Raw genomic sequence first — 16,466 nt, forward strand, 5'->3', positions numbered from 1 at the left:
GGTATCCGGCGGGGGCCCTCGACGGTGGTACCCGGCGGGGGCCCTCGACGGTGGTACCCGGCGGGGGCGGAGCGGAGCGGGGACGGGTGCCGGGCGCGGGTCAGGCCGGAGGCTCGGTCGCGGCCTTGATGCACGCGAAGCTCGCACCGCCGAGGGTGGCCGCCAGCAGCCCCTTGTCGACCCCGCTGCTGTCCCCGGCCGTGTAGGCGTCCAGCGCGGCCGTGACGCCCGCCAACTCCTTCTGGAGGCCCTCCTTGACCACCGGGACCTTCGCCCGGGCGACATCGGCCGACAACCGGCCCTGCGCCTCCCGGAGCAGGTCCCCGATCTGCTCGGGCTTGTTCCCGTAGCGCCCGGCGATGGTGACCTGGTCCAGTTCCTTCATGATCTCGGCGTGGTCCTCGCAACCGGCCTGGATCGTCAGACCGCCACTGCGGGACGCGGAGGGGGTGGCGTAGGACGTGGACGTGGACGTGGACGTGGACGTCGGGGGCGCGGAGGTGGACGGTCGGGCCGCATCCGTCGCCGGGCCGCCCCCGCTGCCGCACCCCGCGGCGGACAGGAGGCCCACGACGGCGACGGCTGCGGCGGCACCCCTCAGGACGTTCGAACGGCGACGGGTCGAAGAACTGCCGATCACGGACGGACACCTTCCCTCGGTCGGTAACGCCTGCCCACGGCACGGCCACCCGACCCGGGTGCACCCGACGGGAACCGTGCCGCTACTGACTATCCGTCATGTTCCTTGGCAATCCCAGGGGTTGCCCATGGTTGACACCGAAGGGGGAGGGAGGGGGGTGGGGGCGGCGCGGGTGGCGGAGGCGGGTCAGCCGAGGTCGTCGGCGGCGCGGCGCAGTGCGCGGGTGGCGCGGGACAGGAAGGTGCGGAACTGTTCCTGTTCGGCCTCGGTGAACTCGTCGGCCAGGCACTGCTCGACCTCGGTCGCCCGGTCGTCGGCCAACTCCAGGGCGGCCCGGCCGCGATCGGTCAGCCGGGTCTCCAGCACGTTGCGGTGCCAGCGGTGCGGCGCCCGTTCCACCAGCCCGCGCTGGGTCAGGTGCTTGAGCAGGATCGCCATCGCCTGCGGGGTGACCTGGCAGGCCCGGGCGAGCGCGGCCCCGCTGATGCCCGGGCTGTCGGCGAGCACGAACAGCGCCGCGTACTGCGGCACGGTCAGCCCCGCCGGTTCGACCGCGAGGCGTTTCGAGGCCAGCAACTCCTGGCCGGCGCGGTGCAGATCGATGCCGAGGCGGTCACTGACGGGCATTCCCATGCGGCGATGTTACAGGGCGGCCCGCATCAATCATGGTCGTTGACAGTCATCAACACATTGATGACTATGGCTGGTGTTGATGTCGCTGTTGACGCTGGGGGCGGCCGGGCTGCCCAGGCCATTGATTTGTCGATCTATCAGCCTGACTGCCCGTCTGCTCGTCTGCTCGTCTGCCCGGCAGACCGCCCAGGACCCGCCACGCTCCGGAGGACCGCGCACCCATGACTGAACTCTCCTTCCTCACCGCCCCCGGCATGTCGGCCGGGTTCATCGCCGAGACCCGCCCGCGCGCCCACGGTGCGGGCATCGACCCGTACGAGTACGACCGGGTCACCGCGCCGATCGACTCCCTGTTGCAGTGGCCGGACGCCTGCCGGGCGGCCGCCCTCGACCACCGGGCCCGGGCCGAACGGGCCGCCGAACGCGGCCGGGTACGCACCGCCGGGCAGCACCACCGGCTGGCGGCCCGCTGGTTCCACCTCGCCGCGCTGCTCCCGGACCCGGACCGCGAGCGGGCCGCCGCCGTCGCCGTGGAGGCGGACCGTTCGATGGGCGCCGCCCTCGCCCTGCTCGAACCCCGGGCCCGGCGGATCGCCGGCGAGGGCTACGCGGGGTGGCTGCGGCTGCCGCAGCCGCCGGACGCGGTGGGTACGGCGGACGCGGCAGGCGGGCGGTTCCCGCTGGTGGTGCTGGTGCCGGGGATGGACTCCTCGAAGGAGGAGTTCCACGGTCCGGCCGACGCGCTGCTCGCCCGCGGGGTGGCCGTGCTGGCCGTCGACGGCCCCGGCCAGGGCGTACTGGCCACCGGCCTGGCGCTCGGCCCGGACCACCGGCACGCGATCGGCCGGGCCCTGGACCACGCCCTGGCCGCCGCCGCCGAGCTGCCCGCCATGCCGTCAGCCGGGCCGTCAGCCGGGCCGGGCGCAGGCGCCGAGGCTGCCGGGGGCGTGATCGATCCGGGGCGGATCGCGGTGCTCGGGCTCAGTCTCGGGGGTTACCTGGCTGCCGCCGTGGCCGCCCACGACCCGCGGGTCCGGGCGGCGGCGCTGGTCAGCGGGCCGTACCGGTTGGACTGGGACGGGGTGGTCCCGTTCGTCACGGCGACCCTTGCCCGGCGCTGCGGCGACGCGTCCGCCGCCCGGGCCTTCGTCGAGCAGCTCGACCTGGCCGCCCTGGCGCCCCGGCTGCGCGGGCTGCCCGTGCTGCTGGTCGAGGGCGGTGCGGACCGCATCCCGGGCGTCACCAACGCCGACGCCCTCACCGCCGACCTGCCGGACGTCGAACTGCTCCACGTCCCGTACGGCAACCACCTGCTCGGCAACGCCCTGCCGGACTGGCTCCCCGACCTGGCCGACTGGCTGGCGGAGACGCTGGAGGCGAGGGCCTAGGCGGCAGAGGCCGGGCGGGGCTCCCGGCCTCGGGGCGGGAACCCGGTACCGCGGTCACCGGGGGCCGGTCGAAGATGGGTGGATGGAGACGCGGCAGGTGACCCTGCGGAAGATGACACCGGCGGAGTACGCGGCGGCCACCGAGCGCCGTGAGGCCGAGACGGCCCGGGAGTTGGGCCGGTTCATGGCTGCGGAGTCGGCGTGGGAACGGGCGCGGGAGGGCACGGCGCAGTTCCTCCCGGACGGGCTCGACACGGACCGCCACCACCTCGTGGTGGCCGAGAACCGGTCGGGCGAGGTGGTGGGGGAGGCGTGGATCGGTCCGGACCCGCGGCGGGCGGCGGACGCGGAGGGTTCGGCCTGGCTGTACGACATCGACGTCCGTGCCGAGTTCCGGCGCCGCGGGTACGGCTCCGCGATCCTCGCCGCCGCCGAGGCGCTGGTGGCCCGGGAGGGCTGGACCGCCCTCGGCCTGAACGTCTTCGGGTCCAACGAGGCGGCCGTCGCCCTGTACCGCCGCAACGGTTACGACGTGGCGTCCATGTCCCTGCGCAAGAACGTCCAACGGGCCCCTGGGGACTGACGGTTGGCGCCGTCCGCCGGGACGATTCCGGTGGGCCGGGCCGCCGTCGTTCCGGAGGAGGACGGGGGCCTGCGTTTTCCTCCGTACGGGTGATCCGGGTCCTTCCTGTGGGGGACGCGTCCGGTCCGGGGTGGCTGCGATCTTTGATTCCGTCCCTACGGAGCGTGCGACAGTGCGCAGGGGATCGGCACAACTACCTTGGGGGAGTGGCAAGTTGATGATGCGTAAGCTGATGGTGGGAGCCGTGGCGGTGGCGGCCCTCGTCGTTCCGGCCGCTTCGGCCTCGGCGGCCTCGGCCGTGTCCGCGACCGGGGTCGGGGCCGGGGCCGGGGCCGGGGCGAGTCTGCGGGGGTGGAGCGGGCTCAGTCCGCAGAGCACCGAGTTGCCCGGGTTCGGCAACCTGACGTTGGCGGTCGACGCCCGGTCCCGGCCCGCGGGCGGGGGTTCGGGGCACGCGACGATCCAGCACGAGTTCTTCGAGCCGGACGGGAGTTGGCAGGGGACGGTGCGGATCGAGGTGGACGTCGACTGCCTGCGGACGGACGCCTCCGCCCGGACCGCGGTCGTCACCGGGACGGTGCGGTCGCTGACCTACACCGTCCCGCCGGGCACGCCCCAGCCGCCCGTCCCGTCGAGCGAGTGGCACCCGGAGACCGGGTTCAGCTTCTTCCTGGACGGAGCGGGCAACGGCGTTGCCGGTGGCGGTAGTTCGGATGATGGCGACGGGCAGGCGCGGGTCGGCTGGTCGGGCGTCCCGGACTTCAACGACCCGACCGCCCCGCCGACGACCGTGAAGTGCGCGGCCTCCGCCCCCGGCTTCTACGTGATCGAGGGAGGCTACCGGCTCCACGCGCGGGGCTGAGAGGTCCGAGAGGGCTGAGAGGTCCGGGAGGCGCTGGAGCCGGTGCGTGCGGGGCTCAGCCGAGGACGGCCAGGCTCACCAGGCCGATGGCGCCCCACGGGATGGCGAGCAGGGCCCACCAGGAGGTGCTGGTGATCAGCGTCAGACCGGGGAACGCCTCCCAGAACGAGCACCAGGCCAGGACGTACGCCGTCCGCAGCACGTGGGCCCGGAGCAGGACCGCGACGGGGACGACCAGGCCCGCGACGACCAGCAGGACGGCGAGGAGGCGGTCCAGGGCGAAGTCCGGCCGGACCCGGTCGGAGTGGCCGGCGTGTTCGAGCCGGACGACCTGGCCCTTCCAGCTCTTGACGTCGATGCTGTCGCCGCTGCGGAGCGAGTCGTAGAGCGTCAGGCCGACGTCGTAACTGCTGTGGGCCGTCCCGTGGGTGACCTTCAGGGTCCAGGTGTCGCTGTCGCCGCTGGAGTGGTGGTTCTTGTCGGTGACCTGGCCGGTCTCGGTGGTGATGCAGTCCGCCGCCGGGGCGGCCGCGGCGGCGCACGGCGGGGCGAACACGTCGGCGGTCGCGTCGGCCCGCAGCAGGACGCCCCAGGTGATGCCGCCCAGCACGGCGGCGAGGCCGCACAGCAGGACCGCCCGCTCGGTGAACCGGCCCCAGCCGGACGACCCGCGCGACAGGTAATCGACGCTGAGGGAGGTGTAGGCCCTGCCGAACCGTTGCCGCCACCGCGCCGCGGACGGTGCCGCGAACGGTGCGGCGGCCCTGGCGGGGCGGGGCGTCGGCGGGACGGTGGTCGGGCCGGGCGCCGGTCGGGTCCGCGACGGCGGGGCGCTCTCCGTCGCCGCGGACGCACCCGTGCCGGTGCCGGTGCCGACGGCGGTGGCGGTCGTGGCGGTGGCTCCCGCCGTCAGCGGGGTCTCGGCGGCGCGCGGTGGCGGCAGGACCGCCGGTGCGGCCGTCATCGCGTTCAACTGCCGCCGCAGCACCCGTAGTTCGCGGGAGATCTGGTCCGCCTCGTGCCGGACGTCGGTCAGCTCCGACTCCAGCGCCCGGGTGTAGTGGGTGGCCTGGACGAGTTGCCGGCGCTGGTGGTCGACCTGGTCGCGCAGGCGGTCGAGTTCCTCCTCGGCCCGCTGCTGCTCCCGGGCGGCGGCCGCCGCGCTCTCCGCCCGGGCCCGGTCGGCGGCTTCCAGCGCGGCGGAGGCCTTCGCCGAGGCCCCGGCAGCCGCGGCGGCGTCGGCGCGTTCGCGCTCCAGGGCGCTGCGCAGCTCGCGGATCTCGCGGGCCTGGGCGTGGTTGCGGGCCAGCAGGGCGGGCACCTCGGCCGGGTCGTTCGCGGCGGCGGCCTCGGCGAGGGTGCGCAGTTCGGCGAGGCGTTCCCGGGCGGGGCGGTCGGGCGCGCAGCCGTGCCGGCCGAGGACGGCGAGGTAGTCGCGCAGCATGTCGGCCGGGACGATCCAGTGGCCGTCGAGGTAGGCGCGGGCCGAGTCGGCGGACAGCGCGAGCGCGGTGGCGAGGGCGTCGGCGTCGAGGCCGTGGCGGCCGGCCCGGGCGAGGGCGTCGGCCATCGCCGTCCGGTACTCGCGCAGGGCCCGGGTGGCGCTCTCCCAGGCGGCGTTGCGGGTGAACGGGAAGAGGTAGGCCGACTTGGTGTTCGACTGGGTCGGCAGCGGCAGGTTGTGGCCGACGAGCCGGCTGCGCAGGTGCGGGAAGAGCGCGCCGAGGCTGAGCAGCGGGGGCCCGCCGAGGACGCCCTCCTCGACGAGCCCGGTCAGGTGCCGGGTGAAGGACGTCGCCGTGCGGTGCTGCTCCTCCAGCGGGACGACGTCCGCGGGGCCCTCGGCGGCGGCCAGGATGTACGTGCCCTCGATGTCGAGGTGCGCGCCGCCGAGCGCCCCGATGCCCGCCCCGCCGGGGCCGGAGAGCGCCCGGGTGGCGCGGCCCGCGTGGCAGCAGTCGAGGATGACGATCCGGACCCGGGCGGGGCAGCCGAGCAGGTTGTCGCGGACCTTCTCGTACGTCAGGCTGCTGACGTCGGGGTCGGTCGGGTTGGTGTCGGTGAACGTCAGGCAGAGCTGGGCGTTCGGCTGGAGCAGGCCGTGTCCCGCGTAGTACAGCAGCAGGACGCCGTCGGTGCTCTCGATCGAGCGGCGCAGCTGCGGGGCCAGCACCTTGATGTTCTGCGGGTCCCGGAAGACCGTCACCTCGTCCTCGGACCAGCCGCAGAGCTCCGGGTCGAGGAGGACGCGCCGCATCCGTTCGAGGCTGTTGGCCACGGCGGGCAGCTGGGTGAAGGCGGGGTCCTGGTAGCTGGACGTGCCGATCAGGATGGCCCGGGAGGTCAGCCCGGCCGGCAGCCCGGGGCCGCCGGGCAGTCCGGGCAGCCCGCGCAGCCCCCGGGGCCCGGCCGGCCCGCCGGGTCCGTCCGGACCGCTCCATCCGTCCGGCCCGTCCGGCCCGCTCCATCCGTCCGGACCGCTCCATCCGTCCGGCCCGTCCGGCCCGCTCCATCCGTCCGGCCCGTCCGGCCCGCTCCATCCGTCCGGCCCGTCCGGCCCGTTCGGTCCGTCCGGTCCGTCCGGTCCGCCTGGTTCAGGCATCCCCTTCGCCGCCCCGTCCCTCGTCGGGCTCCGTCCCGCTGTCCGGTTCCGTGCCGCTGTCCGGTTCCGTCCCGCTGTCCGGCTCCGTCTCGCCGCCCGGTTCCGTCCCGCCGTCGAGGGCCCGGCGCAGGATCCCCTCGACCTGATCGGGGGCGAGGTTGCTGACCTCCACCGTGGTCGCGCCGTCGCGGGTCACGGTGACCTTCAGGTCCGAGCGGCGGGTGCGCAGCCACACCGTCAGCGACCGGGCCAGGACCCCCGCGGCACCCGTCGCGCCGAGGGCCACCTGCAGGACCTCCACGGCCCCGCCGAGCTCGCCCTCGCCGGGCGGCGGCGTCACCGCCCTCACCAGGCCCCGGAGCTGCTCCTCGCCGCGCAGCCACTCCCACAGGGCGGCCGTCTCGCCGATCGGGTCGGCACCGGACAGCCGTATCTGTGCACCAGTCAACTCGCCCTGCTTTCTCGTCCGTTGTCCTGTCACGCGCATCATGGCAGGAACCCCGGGCGGTCCGCAGCACCTTCGCCCGCCGGCTCTCCCGCCCGTCGGGGCGGGTGGTGCGGGGTGGTGCGGGGGTGTCGGCCCGGCTCCCGTCTACCGGGCCGGGTAGGTGGCGAGGTAGCGCAGGGCGGCGGCGAACGCGGTCACCATGCCGTCGAGGTCGACGGCGGTCTTCAGCAGGACGGAACTGCCGTGCCCGCCGCCCTCGTACCCGTAGTACCGCGGGTGGCCCTTCGCCCCCGGCTTCTTCTTGAACCCGTCGCCCTCCGGCTCCGTCACCAGCTCCCGCACCCTGGGGCCGGCGTACCGGACGAAGCTGCTGCGGGCCAGCCAGTCCCGGTGCCGGTCCGCGAGGGCCCCGTTGGCGGCGGAGGTGGCCTGCCGGGTCTGGACCATGAGGCGGATCTCGAACGGCGTGCCCGTGCCGTTCCGCGGGTTCAGGCGCTGGATCTCGGCGACGGCGTACCCGTCCTCCGTCGGCCGCCAGGCGCAGACGTTCGGGTTCCCGGCCCGGGAGCGCTGCCTGGCCGCGAAGACCGTGCCGGGCGGGGCGGCCGCCTGCGTGATGCCTGCCAGCCGCCGCAGGCGCAGGGCGTCGCTGAGCGCGTCGGAGGCGCGGTCCGCCGGGCCGGTCAGCTCGGCTTCGACCCGGGTGAACTGCCGGAGGGCCCGGACGGACAGCAGCCGGGCGAGGTCGTCCGTGGAGCGGTTCCAGCCGGCGAGCAGACCGGGGACGGTGAGCCGGCGGGACCAGTGGGCCGGCTGGTTCGGGACGGGGTCGGTGTTCGGGCCCACCAGGTGGCGGTCCGCTGCCGGGACGCCCTTCGAATCCGCCCAGGCGTCGTAGGCCGCGAACTGTCCGCCGTGCACGCCGGCGCCGATCTTCACCTCCAGCACCGCGCGCTCGGCGCCGTCGAGCAGGACCACGAGGTCGGCCCGGCCCCCCGCCACCGGGGCCTCCCGCCGGACCGCCACCGTCCCCGGCGCCAGGCGCAGCGCCGCCCGGAGCGGTTCGGGGTCCAGCTCGGCGAGGAAGCAGAGCAGGTCCGACCAGTCCTCCTCGGTGCGCAGCAGGCGCGTCAGTCCGTAGGCCACGGTCGGACGCTACACGCCGTTGCCCGCCGCCCGGGGCGGGACGGCAGAATGCGGGGAATGGGACTGCCGTTGCTGTACCTCGATGTCGACGGGCCGTTGATTCCGTTCGGCGGGCCGGCCGGGTGGCACGTGGAGCACCTGACGGGGCGTCGGGTGCGGGAGGTGGTGGGGCGGGCGGCGGAGGGGCATCCGTCGTTGGGGCGGCTGGATCCCCGGGTGGGGGCGCGGCTGGCGGGGTTGCGCTGCCGTCCGGTGTGGGCCACCACGTGGGAGCACGAGGCCAACGTGTGCGTCGCGCCGCTGCTCGGACTGCCGCCGTGGCCCGTGCTGGAGGAGCCGGACGGGGCGGGCCCGGCGGGCCTTCCGCCCGGGGTGCACTGGAAGGCGCCGCTGGTGGTGGGGCACGCGGGCGGGGCGGCGTTCGCCTGGGTGGACGACGAGATCGGGACGGCCGACCGGGAGTGGGTGGCCGCCCGGCACCCGGGACCCGCGCTGCTGCTCCGGGTCGACCCCCGGACGGGCCTGACGGACGAGGACCTCACCGCCCTGGAGGAGTGGCTGCGCGCGCCGGTCTGACGGGGTGGCGGCCGAGGTCCTGCCTCGTCACTGATCTCGCGGGGCCGAATGTCGTTGAGTCCGTGGTGGGCAGCCCGGAAGACTGGTGCCATGAACTCTCGGCGCTTCGTCTTCCTCGATCCCGATGGCATGAGCGCCGGCGGCTGGTTGTCTGTGGTGGTCGAGGCGGAGACCGGGGTCTTCTACCAGCAGCAGTACGGCGGAACGGCTTGTCGACAGGGACAGGTCGAGGGCTTTCTGGTGCCGTTGTTCGGCCCTGACGGGCTGGACGCGCTGCGTGAGCTGTTCGAGAAGCACTTCAGTGGTGCCGGTACCTGGAATGACGGGTGGCCGGACGACGAGCGGGACAGGCTCCGGGAGACCGTCGGCACCCTCCACTACTGGGCGTCCGACGGGACGGCTGAGGAGCCGCACGCCCTGCGGCTGGACGATAGCCGGATCCGTGCTGCCGATGAGGCGTGGGTACCGGTGATCACGCCGGACGGTCCCGGGGTGCTGGTGTGGTTCAACTCGGACTGAGTGCAATGGTGGGCCCTGGGCCGGAGGACCAGTGCGGCAACGACCGCACCCCGCTCGGGAGGCCGTGGAGTCGGCGGGACCGTCCGCCCCACCGCAAGATCGATCATGAGCTGCGGCCCAAGGGTCAGTCGGTGTCGGTGGCGGCCAGCACGGCCAGTCGACAGCGGTCGGGAGAGAGCGCCAACACGCCGAGGTCCCAGGCGACTTGGTCGAACCACGTGCTGTCGGAGACGAAGGTGAACCAGGCGTACTCGTCCGCCGCCGACTCGACCTCTGCGGTGCTCGCACTACCGGGGCAGCCGGCCAGGGCGGCCAGCGACCGCCAGGCGGCGAGCCGCCCGCGCGCGTCGCCGATGCCCGAGTTGTAGGCGCCGCCGTGCGCCGCGGCGGCGTGCAGCAGCGACCACACCTGTTCGGCGTCGGCGGCCCGGACGGCGAGCCCGGCGGTCCGCGGTGCGGTGCTCCGGCGGTTGCGGGCGGGGCGGCGGGCGTCGCCGAGGCAGTGAAGTGGCAGGCCCGGCAGGAGGGTTCGCAGGACGGACGGGTCGGTGGCGGCGGCCGGGTCGAGCGGGCTGTGGAAGCGGAAGACCCGGGCCTCGGTCCGGCCGTTGGAGTCCGCGGACCAGTTCGCGGTTGCCGAGCCCAGGGCGGCAGCCCCGTCCTCCTCGGTGGCCTCGGTGGTCTCCGTGACGGGCGGCAGCGGCGCCGGAGCACCCGGCGGAGGGGGCAGGCTCCCGGAGTCCGGGCCGAACGCCACCTCAGGCAGGCCGTCACCCCCGCCGTACCTGGGCAGCACGGGGTCGTCCGCCGCCCCGGCCAAGTGCAGCGGGCGGTGGGTGCGCCGCTGGTGCGCGGCCCACGCGGCGATCTCCGCGACCTCCTCCGGGTCGTCGCCGCGCAGCTCCAACTCCCGCACCAGGCAACGCCGCAGCCGATCCGGCACCGGACCGGTGAACGCCGCAGCGAGCTCCCCGGCGGGCCGTCCCGCCGACAGGGCGGACGCCTGGTGCCGCACATCCTGCCAGCCTCCGGGCGGGATCGCGGCGAGCAACTCCACTGCCAGGGACGCCCGTTCGGGGCCGGGGCCAGCCGCGACCAGGTCGAACAGCCGCCGGAACGCGTCCAGGTACCCCGGAGTGCGCGGATCGCCGCACCGGGCCGCCAGCGCCGCCCCGAGCTCGCCGACGAACGCGGTGTCCCCCGACGCCAGCGCCTCCCCGGCGGCCTCGACCACCGGCCCGGCGTCCGTCCGGCGGGGGAGCTGCGCCAGCAGCGTCCGGATGCGGTTCGAGTGGTTCGAGTGGTTCGCCATGCGGAGATCCTAGGGCTGGGCGGGTACGGTTCCCGGGGAAGAGGTTCTCGCCCGGGAGGGGCGGCGGGGGAAGGCTCCCACTGGGCCTGGTGATCGTGGTGTTGGCCGCCTCCGTCCACGACAACGTCTTCGGCACCGTCCTGCTCGACAGGGTCGTAGCAGGTGCGGATGGCACTGTGGCGAAGGCCTTGGTGGAGCAGACGGCTGCGGGATGCCGGGCCAGTGACCCGACGACTGCGGCGGCGCACGTCCGGCGTCTGGCCCGTTCCGGTGCGAGGTACGGCAGCGTCCGCTGCAGGAGCACGGGAACCAGGTCGAAGCAGGCAAGCGCCGCTTGATCGAGGACAAGTTCGTCCAGTTCTGTGCCGTCCTGCCGCATCTGGCCCCTGCCATCCGCATCGGCTGACACGTACTCGGCAATCCAGCCCTGCAACTCCGGTGCGCGGTCCGGCCCGGGGCGGGGCCGGTCCGGACCGGTGATCTGAGTATTAGTACGAGTACTTCCTGTCGTTCTGTAGCCGTATGATCGCGGCTTGTAGTGGCGACCAAGGGGGATCGGTGAACGAACGGATCAGCGTGGACCCGGCCGAGCTGAGGGCCTCGGCCGCGGCTGCGCGGAACATCGGCGAGGAGTTGCGGCAGCCGGCCGCCACCGCGACCGGTGCGAGTCGTTCGACCGGGGGCGAGTTGGCGGGGTGGTCGGTCGGGGCGGGGTTGCAGAGCCTCGCGGACGGCTGGGCGCCGACCCTCGACAAGTTGACGGAGCGTCTGGCCTCCACCGCCGCGGCCCTGGAGGCCAGTGCGCAGGGGCACGAGTGGAACGACGGCCGGATCGCCGACGCCTGGCGCAAGCAGGGGCAACGGTGAGCGGCGACTTCGCGCTGCTGCGGCGCTTCGACCCCGCCGGGCTCCGTGACGCGGCCGAAGGCTGGCGCCGGCTGTCCGCTGCGGCGGAGGACGCCGGCGGCCAGCACCGGCGCCGGGTCAACGGGCCGCTGCGAGGGCACTGGCAGGGCAAGGATGCCGACAGCGCGTTCTTCACGATGGAGTCCACCGAGCAGAAGCTGGAAGTCGTGCGGGTGGAGGCCGAGTCGGCTGCGCTCGTGCTGGACACCGTCGCCGACCGGATGGACCAGGCCCGGACGAACCTGTCGAACGCCCTCCAGCGGGCCGACGAGTGGAACCTGCCGGTGGCGGACGACGGCACGGTGGGCCTGCCGCCGCAGGCGGCACCCGACCGCCACGACCCGGACGCCCGCGAGGAGCGACAGAGCCAGCACCTGCTGCGCGACCAGCTCCAGGACCGCATCAACGCCTCGCTCGCCGCCGCCCGCGAGGCCAGCGACCAGGGCGCCCGCGCCCTCGGCCGGCTCGGCGCCGACATCCTCGCCCAGCCCCGGGTGTTCGGAGCGGCGGCCGAATCGGCGCAGGACGTCCAGGACGTCGCCAAGGACCTGGGCCTGGCCGCCCCGTACATCCCGGAGAACAAGGACCCCCGGCAGAGCGCCGAGTGGTGGAAGTCGCTGACACCCGAACAGCAACAGAGCTGCATCGCCCTGCACCCCGAGGAGATCGGCCGCCTCGACGGCCTGCCCGCTACGGTGCGGGACCAGGCCAACCGCCTCGTTGTGGAGCAGCAGCTCGACACCCTGAAGGCTGGCAACGCCAAGGGGTCGGGCATCACCTACGAGGAGTGGAACCAGCGGCAGACCAACCTCCATGCCCTCAAGGAGGCGCTCGACAAGGGGGACGCGGCGGACGAGCAGCATCAGCTGTTCCTGCTCCAGGTGGACGCGAGCGGCGACGGCAAGGCGGTGGTGTCCACCGGCAACCCGGACACCGCGGACCACACCGCGGTCCTGGTTCCCGGCACCGGTACGACGATGACCTCCACGTCGGGCCAGATCGACCGCATCGGCAGGCTGCAGGACTCGGCGGAAAGGGCGGACCCGGGGTCGAAAGTCGCGGTGATCTCTTGGCTCGGCTACGACGCGCCCGAGGTGAGCGGCAGTGTCCTGACGCCCGGTCGCGCCGAGGACGGAGCCGAGGACATGCGCCGTTTCACTGATGGCGTGCGCACCGCTCAAGGCGATCACCGCAGCAATCTCACCGTCATCGGCCACAGCTACGGCACCACCGCCGTCGGGGCCGCCGCAGCCGGTGGCCAAGGCTTGCAGGCCGACGACATCGTCGCCATCGCCAGCCCCGGCATGGACACCGACAACGCCGCGAACCTTCACATCAACCCCGACCACTTCTGGGCCGGCACCGCAGATGACGACAACATCAGCCTCGTCACCGGAGCGACCCTCGGCCCTGACCCCACCCTCGGGGCCTTCGGTGGGCAGACCCTCGGCATCGACACCCACGGGCACAGCGGCTACTGGGACCCCGACAGCGAGAGCCTGAACAACCAGGGACGGATCATCGCCGGACGGCGGCCGAACACTGTGGACAACCACCGGGACGAGCCTTCCGCCATTGTGCCCGGCCTGTGAGGCCGGCTGCCGCAGAGAGACCGAATCCCATGCCTCGACCAAAATTCCGCGCGCGCCGTCATTCGCACGCCGCCACAGTCCTGTTCCTGTCACTATTCCTGGGAGGCTGCGTGAACAGCCCGGATCCGAACGAGCCGTTGCCCGTCATGGCCAAGAGCGATGCCCAGGCATGGGCCCAGCACATGACCGAGCACCTGGCTGAGGTCGGCGGTGTCACCGTGGCGCCGGAGTCCATCAAGCCCTACTTCAGCAACTGCGAGGGAAAGAACGGCGAGGTTGCCGAGGACGGCCGGTACACCCTCGCCTACCATGCCGCCAGCACGGTCCCCGTGGATCAACATCCCGAAGCCGTCCGGAAGATCCGGACCGCCCTGGAGAAGGAGGGCTTCCGCATCACCGGTTACCGCGAGACGGTGGACGGCCAGCCCGACGTGCTCTTGTACGCCAAACACGACGAAGGCCGCTACTTCATCGACATCGGCACCACTGGCGGTGTCCACTGGCTCTCCATCAGTGTCAGCACCCGCTGCCTCATGCCCCCCTCCACCTCCGCCACAGCACAGCACTAGAAGGCGGCTGCACCAACCAGGCGGCATGGCCTCGCCGGGCGGTGTTCATCGCGGGGGGAGAGGCGAAACGGGGCCGCCGAGGCGGCGGTTGCGGGTGGCGCGGGCGGCGAGGCGTTCGGGGGTGGGGAGTCGGGTGAGTTCGGCGAGGGTGGCGGTGATCGCGGTGGCGAGGCGGTCGCGGAGGTCGGCGGGGTCGTCGGTCTCGGGGACCACCTGGTCGACCAGGCCGGTGGTGGTCAGGGCGGTGGCGGTGATGCCCTGGGCGCGGGCGAGTTGGGGGGCGTGGTCGCCGTCGCGGTGGACGATCGCGGAGGCGCCCTCGGGCGGCAGCGGGGCCAGCCAGGAGTGTTCGGCGGCGAGCACCCGGTCGGCGGGCAGCAGGGCGAGTGCGCCGCCACCGCTGCCCTGGCCGAGCAGGACGGCGAGCACGGGGGTGCGCAGTCCGACCAGGGTGGTCAGGCAGTGGGCGATCTCCAGTGCCACGCCGTCGAGTTCGGCCTCGACGGAGAGTTCCGCGCCGGTGGTGTCGACCACGGTGAGCAGCGGCAGCCCGAGTTCCTCGGCGATCTGCGCCTGCCGCCGGACGGCCCGCAGGTCGGCGGCGGTGACCGGTAGCGCAGGCTGGTCGGGCCCCTGGCGCTGCTGGGCGACGACCATGACGGGCTGTCCGCCGATCAGCGCCAGGCCCCGGACGAGGGCGCTGTCGCCGTCCAGCGGGAGGAACAACTCGGCGGTGTGGTGCAGGAGTTCGAGTGCGGAGAGGCGGTCGGGGCGGCGGCTGAGCAGGACCGACTCCCAGGCGTCCGGGGGAGTGGGGGCAGAGGCGGGGACGGGGGAAGGAGCGGAGGCGGGAGCGGCGGCGGGGCGGGCGGTGAGGACGGTGAGGGCGCGGGAGAGGAAGGTGCGCAGCCGCTCGGGCGGGACGATGGCGTCCAGCCGGCCGTGCGCGGCGAGCGTCTCGGCACGCTGGACGGCGGGCGGCAGCGGTTCGCCGCGCAGTTCCTCGTACACCCGGGGGCCGAGGAAGCCGAGCCGGGCGCCCGGTTCGGCGAGCACCAGGTGGCCGAGGGTGCCCCAGGAGGCGAACACGCCGCCCATGGTGGGGTTGCGCAGGTAGGTCAGGTAGGGGAGTCCGGCGGTGCGGTGGGCGTGCACGGCGGCGGTGACCCGCACCATGCACAGGAACGCGGCCGAGCCCTCCTGCATCCGGGTGCCGCCGGAGACCGGCAGGGCGAGCAGCGGCAGGCGTTCGGCGGTGGCGCGCTCCACGGCGCGGGTGATCCGTTCGGCGGTGGCCACGCCGATCGAGCCGCCGAGGAAGGCGAACTCGCAGGCCACCAGGGCGATCGGCCGCCCGTCCAGCAGGGCCCGGCCGGTGGTCACGGCCTCGTCCAGGCCGGTGCGCTCCCGGGCCCGGGCCAGCGCGTCCCGGTAGCCGGGGTCGGCGTACTCGGCGGTGATCGGCTCGTCCCAGCTGTGCAGACTGCCGGGGTCGACCAGTCGGTCGAGGAGCTGACGTGCCGTCACCGGGGGCCTCCGTCGCGGGGAAACGGGAACAAGAACGGGAACAGGAGCGGGAGCAAGGGGAAGGGCGGCCCGGGCCGGGGCGGGGTGGCCGGGTGTCACCGAGGCTAGCGGGGCGGCGGGGCCGGTTGCTGGTGCGCCGCACGAGGGTGAGCAGGATCACCGGCCCGCGACGACGGCCCGCGACGGCGGCGCGGGGGCCGGGCGGAGGGGCGCCGGGGGCGAAGGGGGGCCGGGGGCGAAAGGAGGCCGGGGGCGAAGGGGGCCGGGACGTGACGCACCAGACACCGGTGTAATTGGTATCCAAGATGCGTAATTGATTAGAGTCAGGCCCGTGAGGCTGACCAAGAGCACCGACATCGCGCTGCGTATCGCCATGCGCCTGGCGGTGCTGGACGAGGACCAGACCCCGACCACCCGCGAGGTGGCCGAGGCGGTCGGCGTCCCCTACAACCACGCGGCGAAGGTGGTCAGCCGACTCCAGCACCTGGGCGTGGTCGAGGCCCGGCGCGGCCGCGGCGGAGGGCTCGCCCTGACCGCCGCCGGGCGCACCGGATCGCTCGGCCGGATCGTCCGGGAGCTGGAAGGTGTCGGCGACGTGGTCGGCTGCGAGGACGAGCCGCCCTGTCCGCTGCGCCACTCCTGCCGGCTGCGCGGGGCGTTGCGGCGGGCCCAGGAGGCGTTCTTCGCCACCCTCGACCCGCTGACCGTCAACGACCTGGTCGGCGTGCCGAGCGAGCCCGGCGGTCCGGTCCTGCTCGGACTGCCGGTGTTCGGCGACCCGCCGGGGGCAGAGACGCCGCCGGGGGCGGAGGCGCCGCCGGCGGCGGAGGCGCTGTCGGGGCCGGGCAGACCGGAGGGCCCGTCCGGAGGTCCGGGTGGCCCGCCGGGGCCGGGACCGTTCGGCCCTTCCTCGCCGTAGCCCGTCCGAGCGAGCATCGAGGCGGGCCCCAGGCGGGCCCCAGGCGGGCCCTGGGCGGGCGCCAGGCAGTCGCCGGGTGAGCAACCAGGCAGGCCCCAGGCGGTCACCAGCAGTTCTCCGCCGGTCCCCGATCGGTTCCCGGCCGGTTCCCGATCGGTTCCCGGCCGGTCCCCGGTCGGTCCTCCGTCCGGTTCCGCGTGCCGTTTTCCATGCCATTAAATGCGCATCTCAGATGCGAGTTTGG

15 protein-coding genes and 1 pseudogene are annotated in these 16,466 nt (G+C 74.2%); 9 read left to right on the forward strand and 7 right to left on the reverse strand.

From position 1 onward, the window contains the following. Nucleotides 1–100: 100 nt before the first annotated feature. On the reverse strand, nt 101–385 hold the full coding sequence (locus OU787_RS29860) for a hypothetical protein (protein WP_268661244.1): 285 nt from the start codon (nt 383–385) through the stop codon (nt 101–103). 441 nt (nt 386–826) lie between these two features. Continuing rightward, nucleotides 827–1,273 carry a MarR family winged helix-turn-helix transcriptional regulator gene (locus OU787_RS29865; RefSeq protein WP_232795147.1) on the reverse strand — a complete coding sequence of 149 codons (447 nt, stop codon included), beginning with the start codon at nt 1,271–1,273 and terminating at the stop codon, nt 827–829. 221 nt (nt 1,274–1,494) lie between these two features. Here OU787_RS29865 and OU787_RS29870 point away from each other — a divergent pair, with 221 nt between their 5' ends. The 3 genes from OU787_RS29870 to OU787_RS29880 all read left to right on the forward strand — a co-directional run bounded on the left by OU787_RS29870 (nt 1,495) and on the right by OU787_RS29880 (nt 4,106). After that, nucleotides 1,495–2,661 (forward strand): alpha/beta hydrolase family protein, encoded by a 1,167-nt coding sequence (locus tag OU787_RS29870; protein WP_268661245.1) that lies wholly within the window; start codon nt 1,495–1,497, stop codon nt 2,659–2,661. 82 nt (nt 2,662–2,743) lie between these two features. Beyond that, nucleotides 2,744–3,244: a GNAT family N-acetyltransferase gene (locus OU787_RS29875; protein ID WP_030463062.1), complete on the forward strand. Its 501-nt coding sequence runs from the start codon at nt 2,744–2,746 to the stop codon at nt 3,242–3,244. Between the two features lie 217 nt (nt 3,245–3,461). Beyond that, the gene (locus OU787_RS29880) at nt 3,462–4,106 is read left to right on the forward strand and encodes a hypothetical protein (RefSeq protein WP_030463063.1); all 645 of its coding nucleotides are present in this window, start codon (nt 3,462–3,464) and stop codon (nt 4,104–4,106) included. A gap of 55 nt (nt 4,107–4,161) precedes the next feature. Here OU787_RS29880 and OU787_RS29885 read toward each other — a convergent pair whose 3' ends face one another. The 3 genes from OU787_RS29885 to OU787_RS29895 all read right to left on the reverse strand — a co-directional run bounded on the left by OU787_RS29885 (nt 4,162) and on the right by OU787_RS29895 (nt 8,302). Then, a complete protein-coding gene (locus OU787_RS29885) occupies nt 4,162–6,708 on the reverse strand; it encodes a caspase family protein (RefSeq protein WP_268661246.1) in 2,547 nt (848 codons plus the stop codon). Continuing rightward, nucleotides 6,701–7,156, reverse strand: a complete 456-nt coding sequence (locus tag OU787_RS29890) for an effector-associated constant component EACC1 (RefSeq protein WP_268661247.1) — start codon at nt 7,154–7,156, stop codon at nt 6,701–6,703. Before OU787_RS29890 ends, OU787_RS29885 begins: the two co-directional genes overlap by 8 nt. Before the next feature lie 144 nt (nt 7,157–7,300). Further along, nucleotides 7,301–8,302: a hypothetical protein gene (locus OU787_RS29895; protein WP_268661248.1), complete on the reverse strand. Its 1,002-nt coding sequence runs from the start codon at nt 8,300–8,302 to the stop codon at nt 7,301–7,303. 48 nt (nt 8,303–8,350) lie between these two features. Between OU787_RS29895 and OU787_RS29900 the strand changes: the two genes are divergently transcribed. Then, entirely contained in the window at nt 8,351–8,878 is a 528-nt protein-coding gene (locus OU787_RS29900; protein ID WP_268661249.1) for a hypothetical protein, read from the forward strand. 90 nt (nt 8,879–8,968) lie between these two features. Then, a complete protein-coding gene (locus tag OU787_RS29905; RefSeq protein WP_268661250.1) occupies nt 8,969–9,397 on the forward strand; it encodes a DUF6210 family protein in 429 nt (142 codons plus the stop codon). A 124-nt stretch (nt 9,398–9,521) separates the two neighbouring features. On the opposite strand, the gene OU787_RS29910 is transcribed toward OU787_RS29905, so the two are convergent. Then, nucleotides 9,522–10,709, reverse strand: coding sequence for a DUF6183 family protein (locus OU787_RS29910; RefSeq protein ID WP_268661251.1), 1,188 nt, complete (start codon nt 10,707–10,709; stop codon nt 9,522–9,524). A gap of 558 nt (nt 10,710–11,267) precedes the next feature. Here OU787_RS29910 and OU787_RS29915 point away from each other — a divergent pair. The 3 genes from OU787_RS29915 (at nt 11,268) to OU787_RS29925 (ending at nt 13,776) form a co-directional block, all read left to right on the forward strand. Further along, nucleotides 11,268–11,576: a type VII secretion target gene (locus OU787_RS29915; protein WP_268661252.1), complete on the forward strand. Its 309-nt coding sequence runs from the start codon at nt 11,268–11,270 to the stop codon at nt 11,574–11,576. After that, complete coding sequence (locus tag OU787_RS29920) at nt 11,573–13,207, forward strand: alpha/beta hydrolase (protein ID WP_268661253.1); 1,635 nt, start codon at nt 11,573–11,575, stop codon at nt 13,205–13,207. The genes OU787_RS29915 and OU787_RS29920 overlap by 4 nt, the downstream gene beginning before the upstream one ends. A 110-nt stretch (nt 13,208–13,317) precedes the next feature. Next, the gene (locus tag OU787_RS29925) at nt 13,318–13,776 is read left to right on the forward strand and encodes a hypothetical protein (RefSeq protein ID WP_268661254.1); all 459 of its coding nucleotides are present in this window, start codon (nt 13,318–13,320) and stop codon (nt 13,774–13,776) included. 45 nt (nt 13,777–13,821) lie between these two features. Here OU787_RS29925 and OU787_RS29930 read toward each other — a convergent pair whose 3' ends face one another. Then, nucleotides 13,822–15,303 carry a carboxyl transferase domain-containing protein gene (locus tag OU787_RS29930; RefSeq protein WP_268661255.1) on the reverse strand — a complete coding sequence of 494 codons (1,482 nt, stop codon included), beginning with the start codon at nt 15,301–15,303 and terminating at the stop codon, nt 13,822–13,824. 331 nt (nt 15,304–15,634) lie between these two features. Between OU787_RS29930 and OU787_RS29935 the strand changes: the two are divergent. Then, nucleotides 15,635–16,072 (forward strand): annotated as a pseudogene (locus OU787_RS29935) (RrF2 family transcriptional regulator); the annotation flags it as partial. Nucleotides 16,073–16,466: the final 394 nt, after the last annotated feature.

The organism is Kitasatospora sp. YST-16 (assembly GCF_026802215.1).
GTDB lineage: Bacteria > Actinomycetota > Actinomycetes > Streptomycetales > Streptomycetaceae > Kitasatospora > Kitasatospora cineracea.

What these genes read in the sequence shown, in the direction of transcription:
- OU787_RS29860 (WP_268661244.1), bottom strand. Translation starts at nt 385, where the DNA reads ATGAAGGAACTGGACCAGGTCACCATCGCCGGGCGCTACGGGAACAAG.
- OU787_RS29865 (WP_232795147.1), bottom strand. Translation starts at nt 1,273, where the DNA reads ATGGGAATGCCCGTCAGTGACCGCCTCGGCATCGATCTGCACCGCGCC.
- OU787_RS29870 (WP_268661245.1), top strand. Translation starts at nt 1,495, where the DNA reads ATGACTGAACTCTCCTTCCTCACCGCCCCCGGCATGTCGGCCGGGTTC.
- OU787_RS29875 (WP_030463062.1), top strand. Translation starts at nt 2,744, where the DNA reads ATGGAGACGCGGCAGGTGACCCTGCGGAAGATGACACCGGCGGAGTAC.
- OU787_RS29880 (WP_030463063.1), top strand. Translation starts at nt 3,462, where the DNA reads ATGATGCGTAAGCTGATGGTGGGAGCCGTGGCGGTGGCGGCCCTCGTC.
- OU787_RS29885 (WP_268661246.1), bottom strand. Translation starts at nt 6,708, where the DNA reads ATGCCTGAACCAGGCGGACCGGACGGACCGGACGGACCGAACGGGCCG.
- OU787_RS29900 (WP_268661249.1), top strand. Translation starts at nt 8,351, where the DNA reads ATGCGGGGAATGGGACTGCCGTTGCTGTACCTCGATGTCGACGGGCCG.
- OU787_RS29905 (WP_268661250.1), top strand. Translation starts at nt 8,969, where the DNA reads ATGAACTCTCGGCGCTTCGTCTTCCTCGATCCCGATGGCATGAGCGCC.
- OU787_RS29910 (WP_268661251.1), bottom strand. Translation starts at nt 10,709, where the DNA reads ATGGCGAACCACTCGAACCACTCGAACCGCATCCGGACGCTGCTGGCG.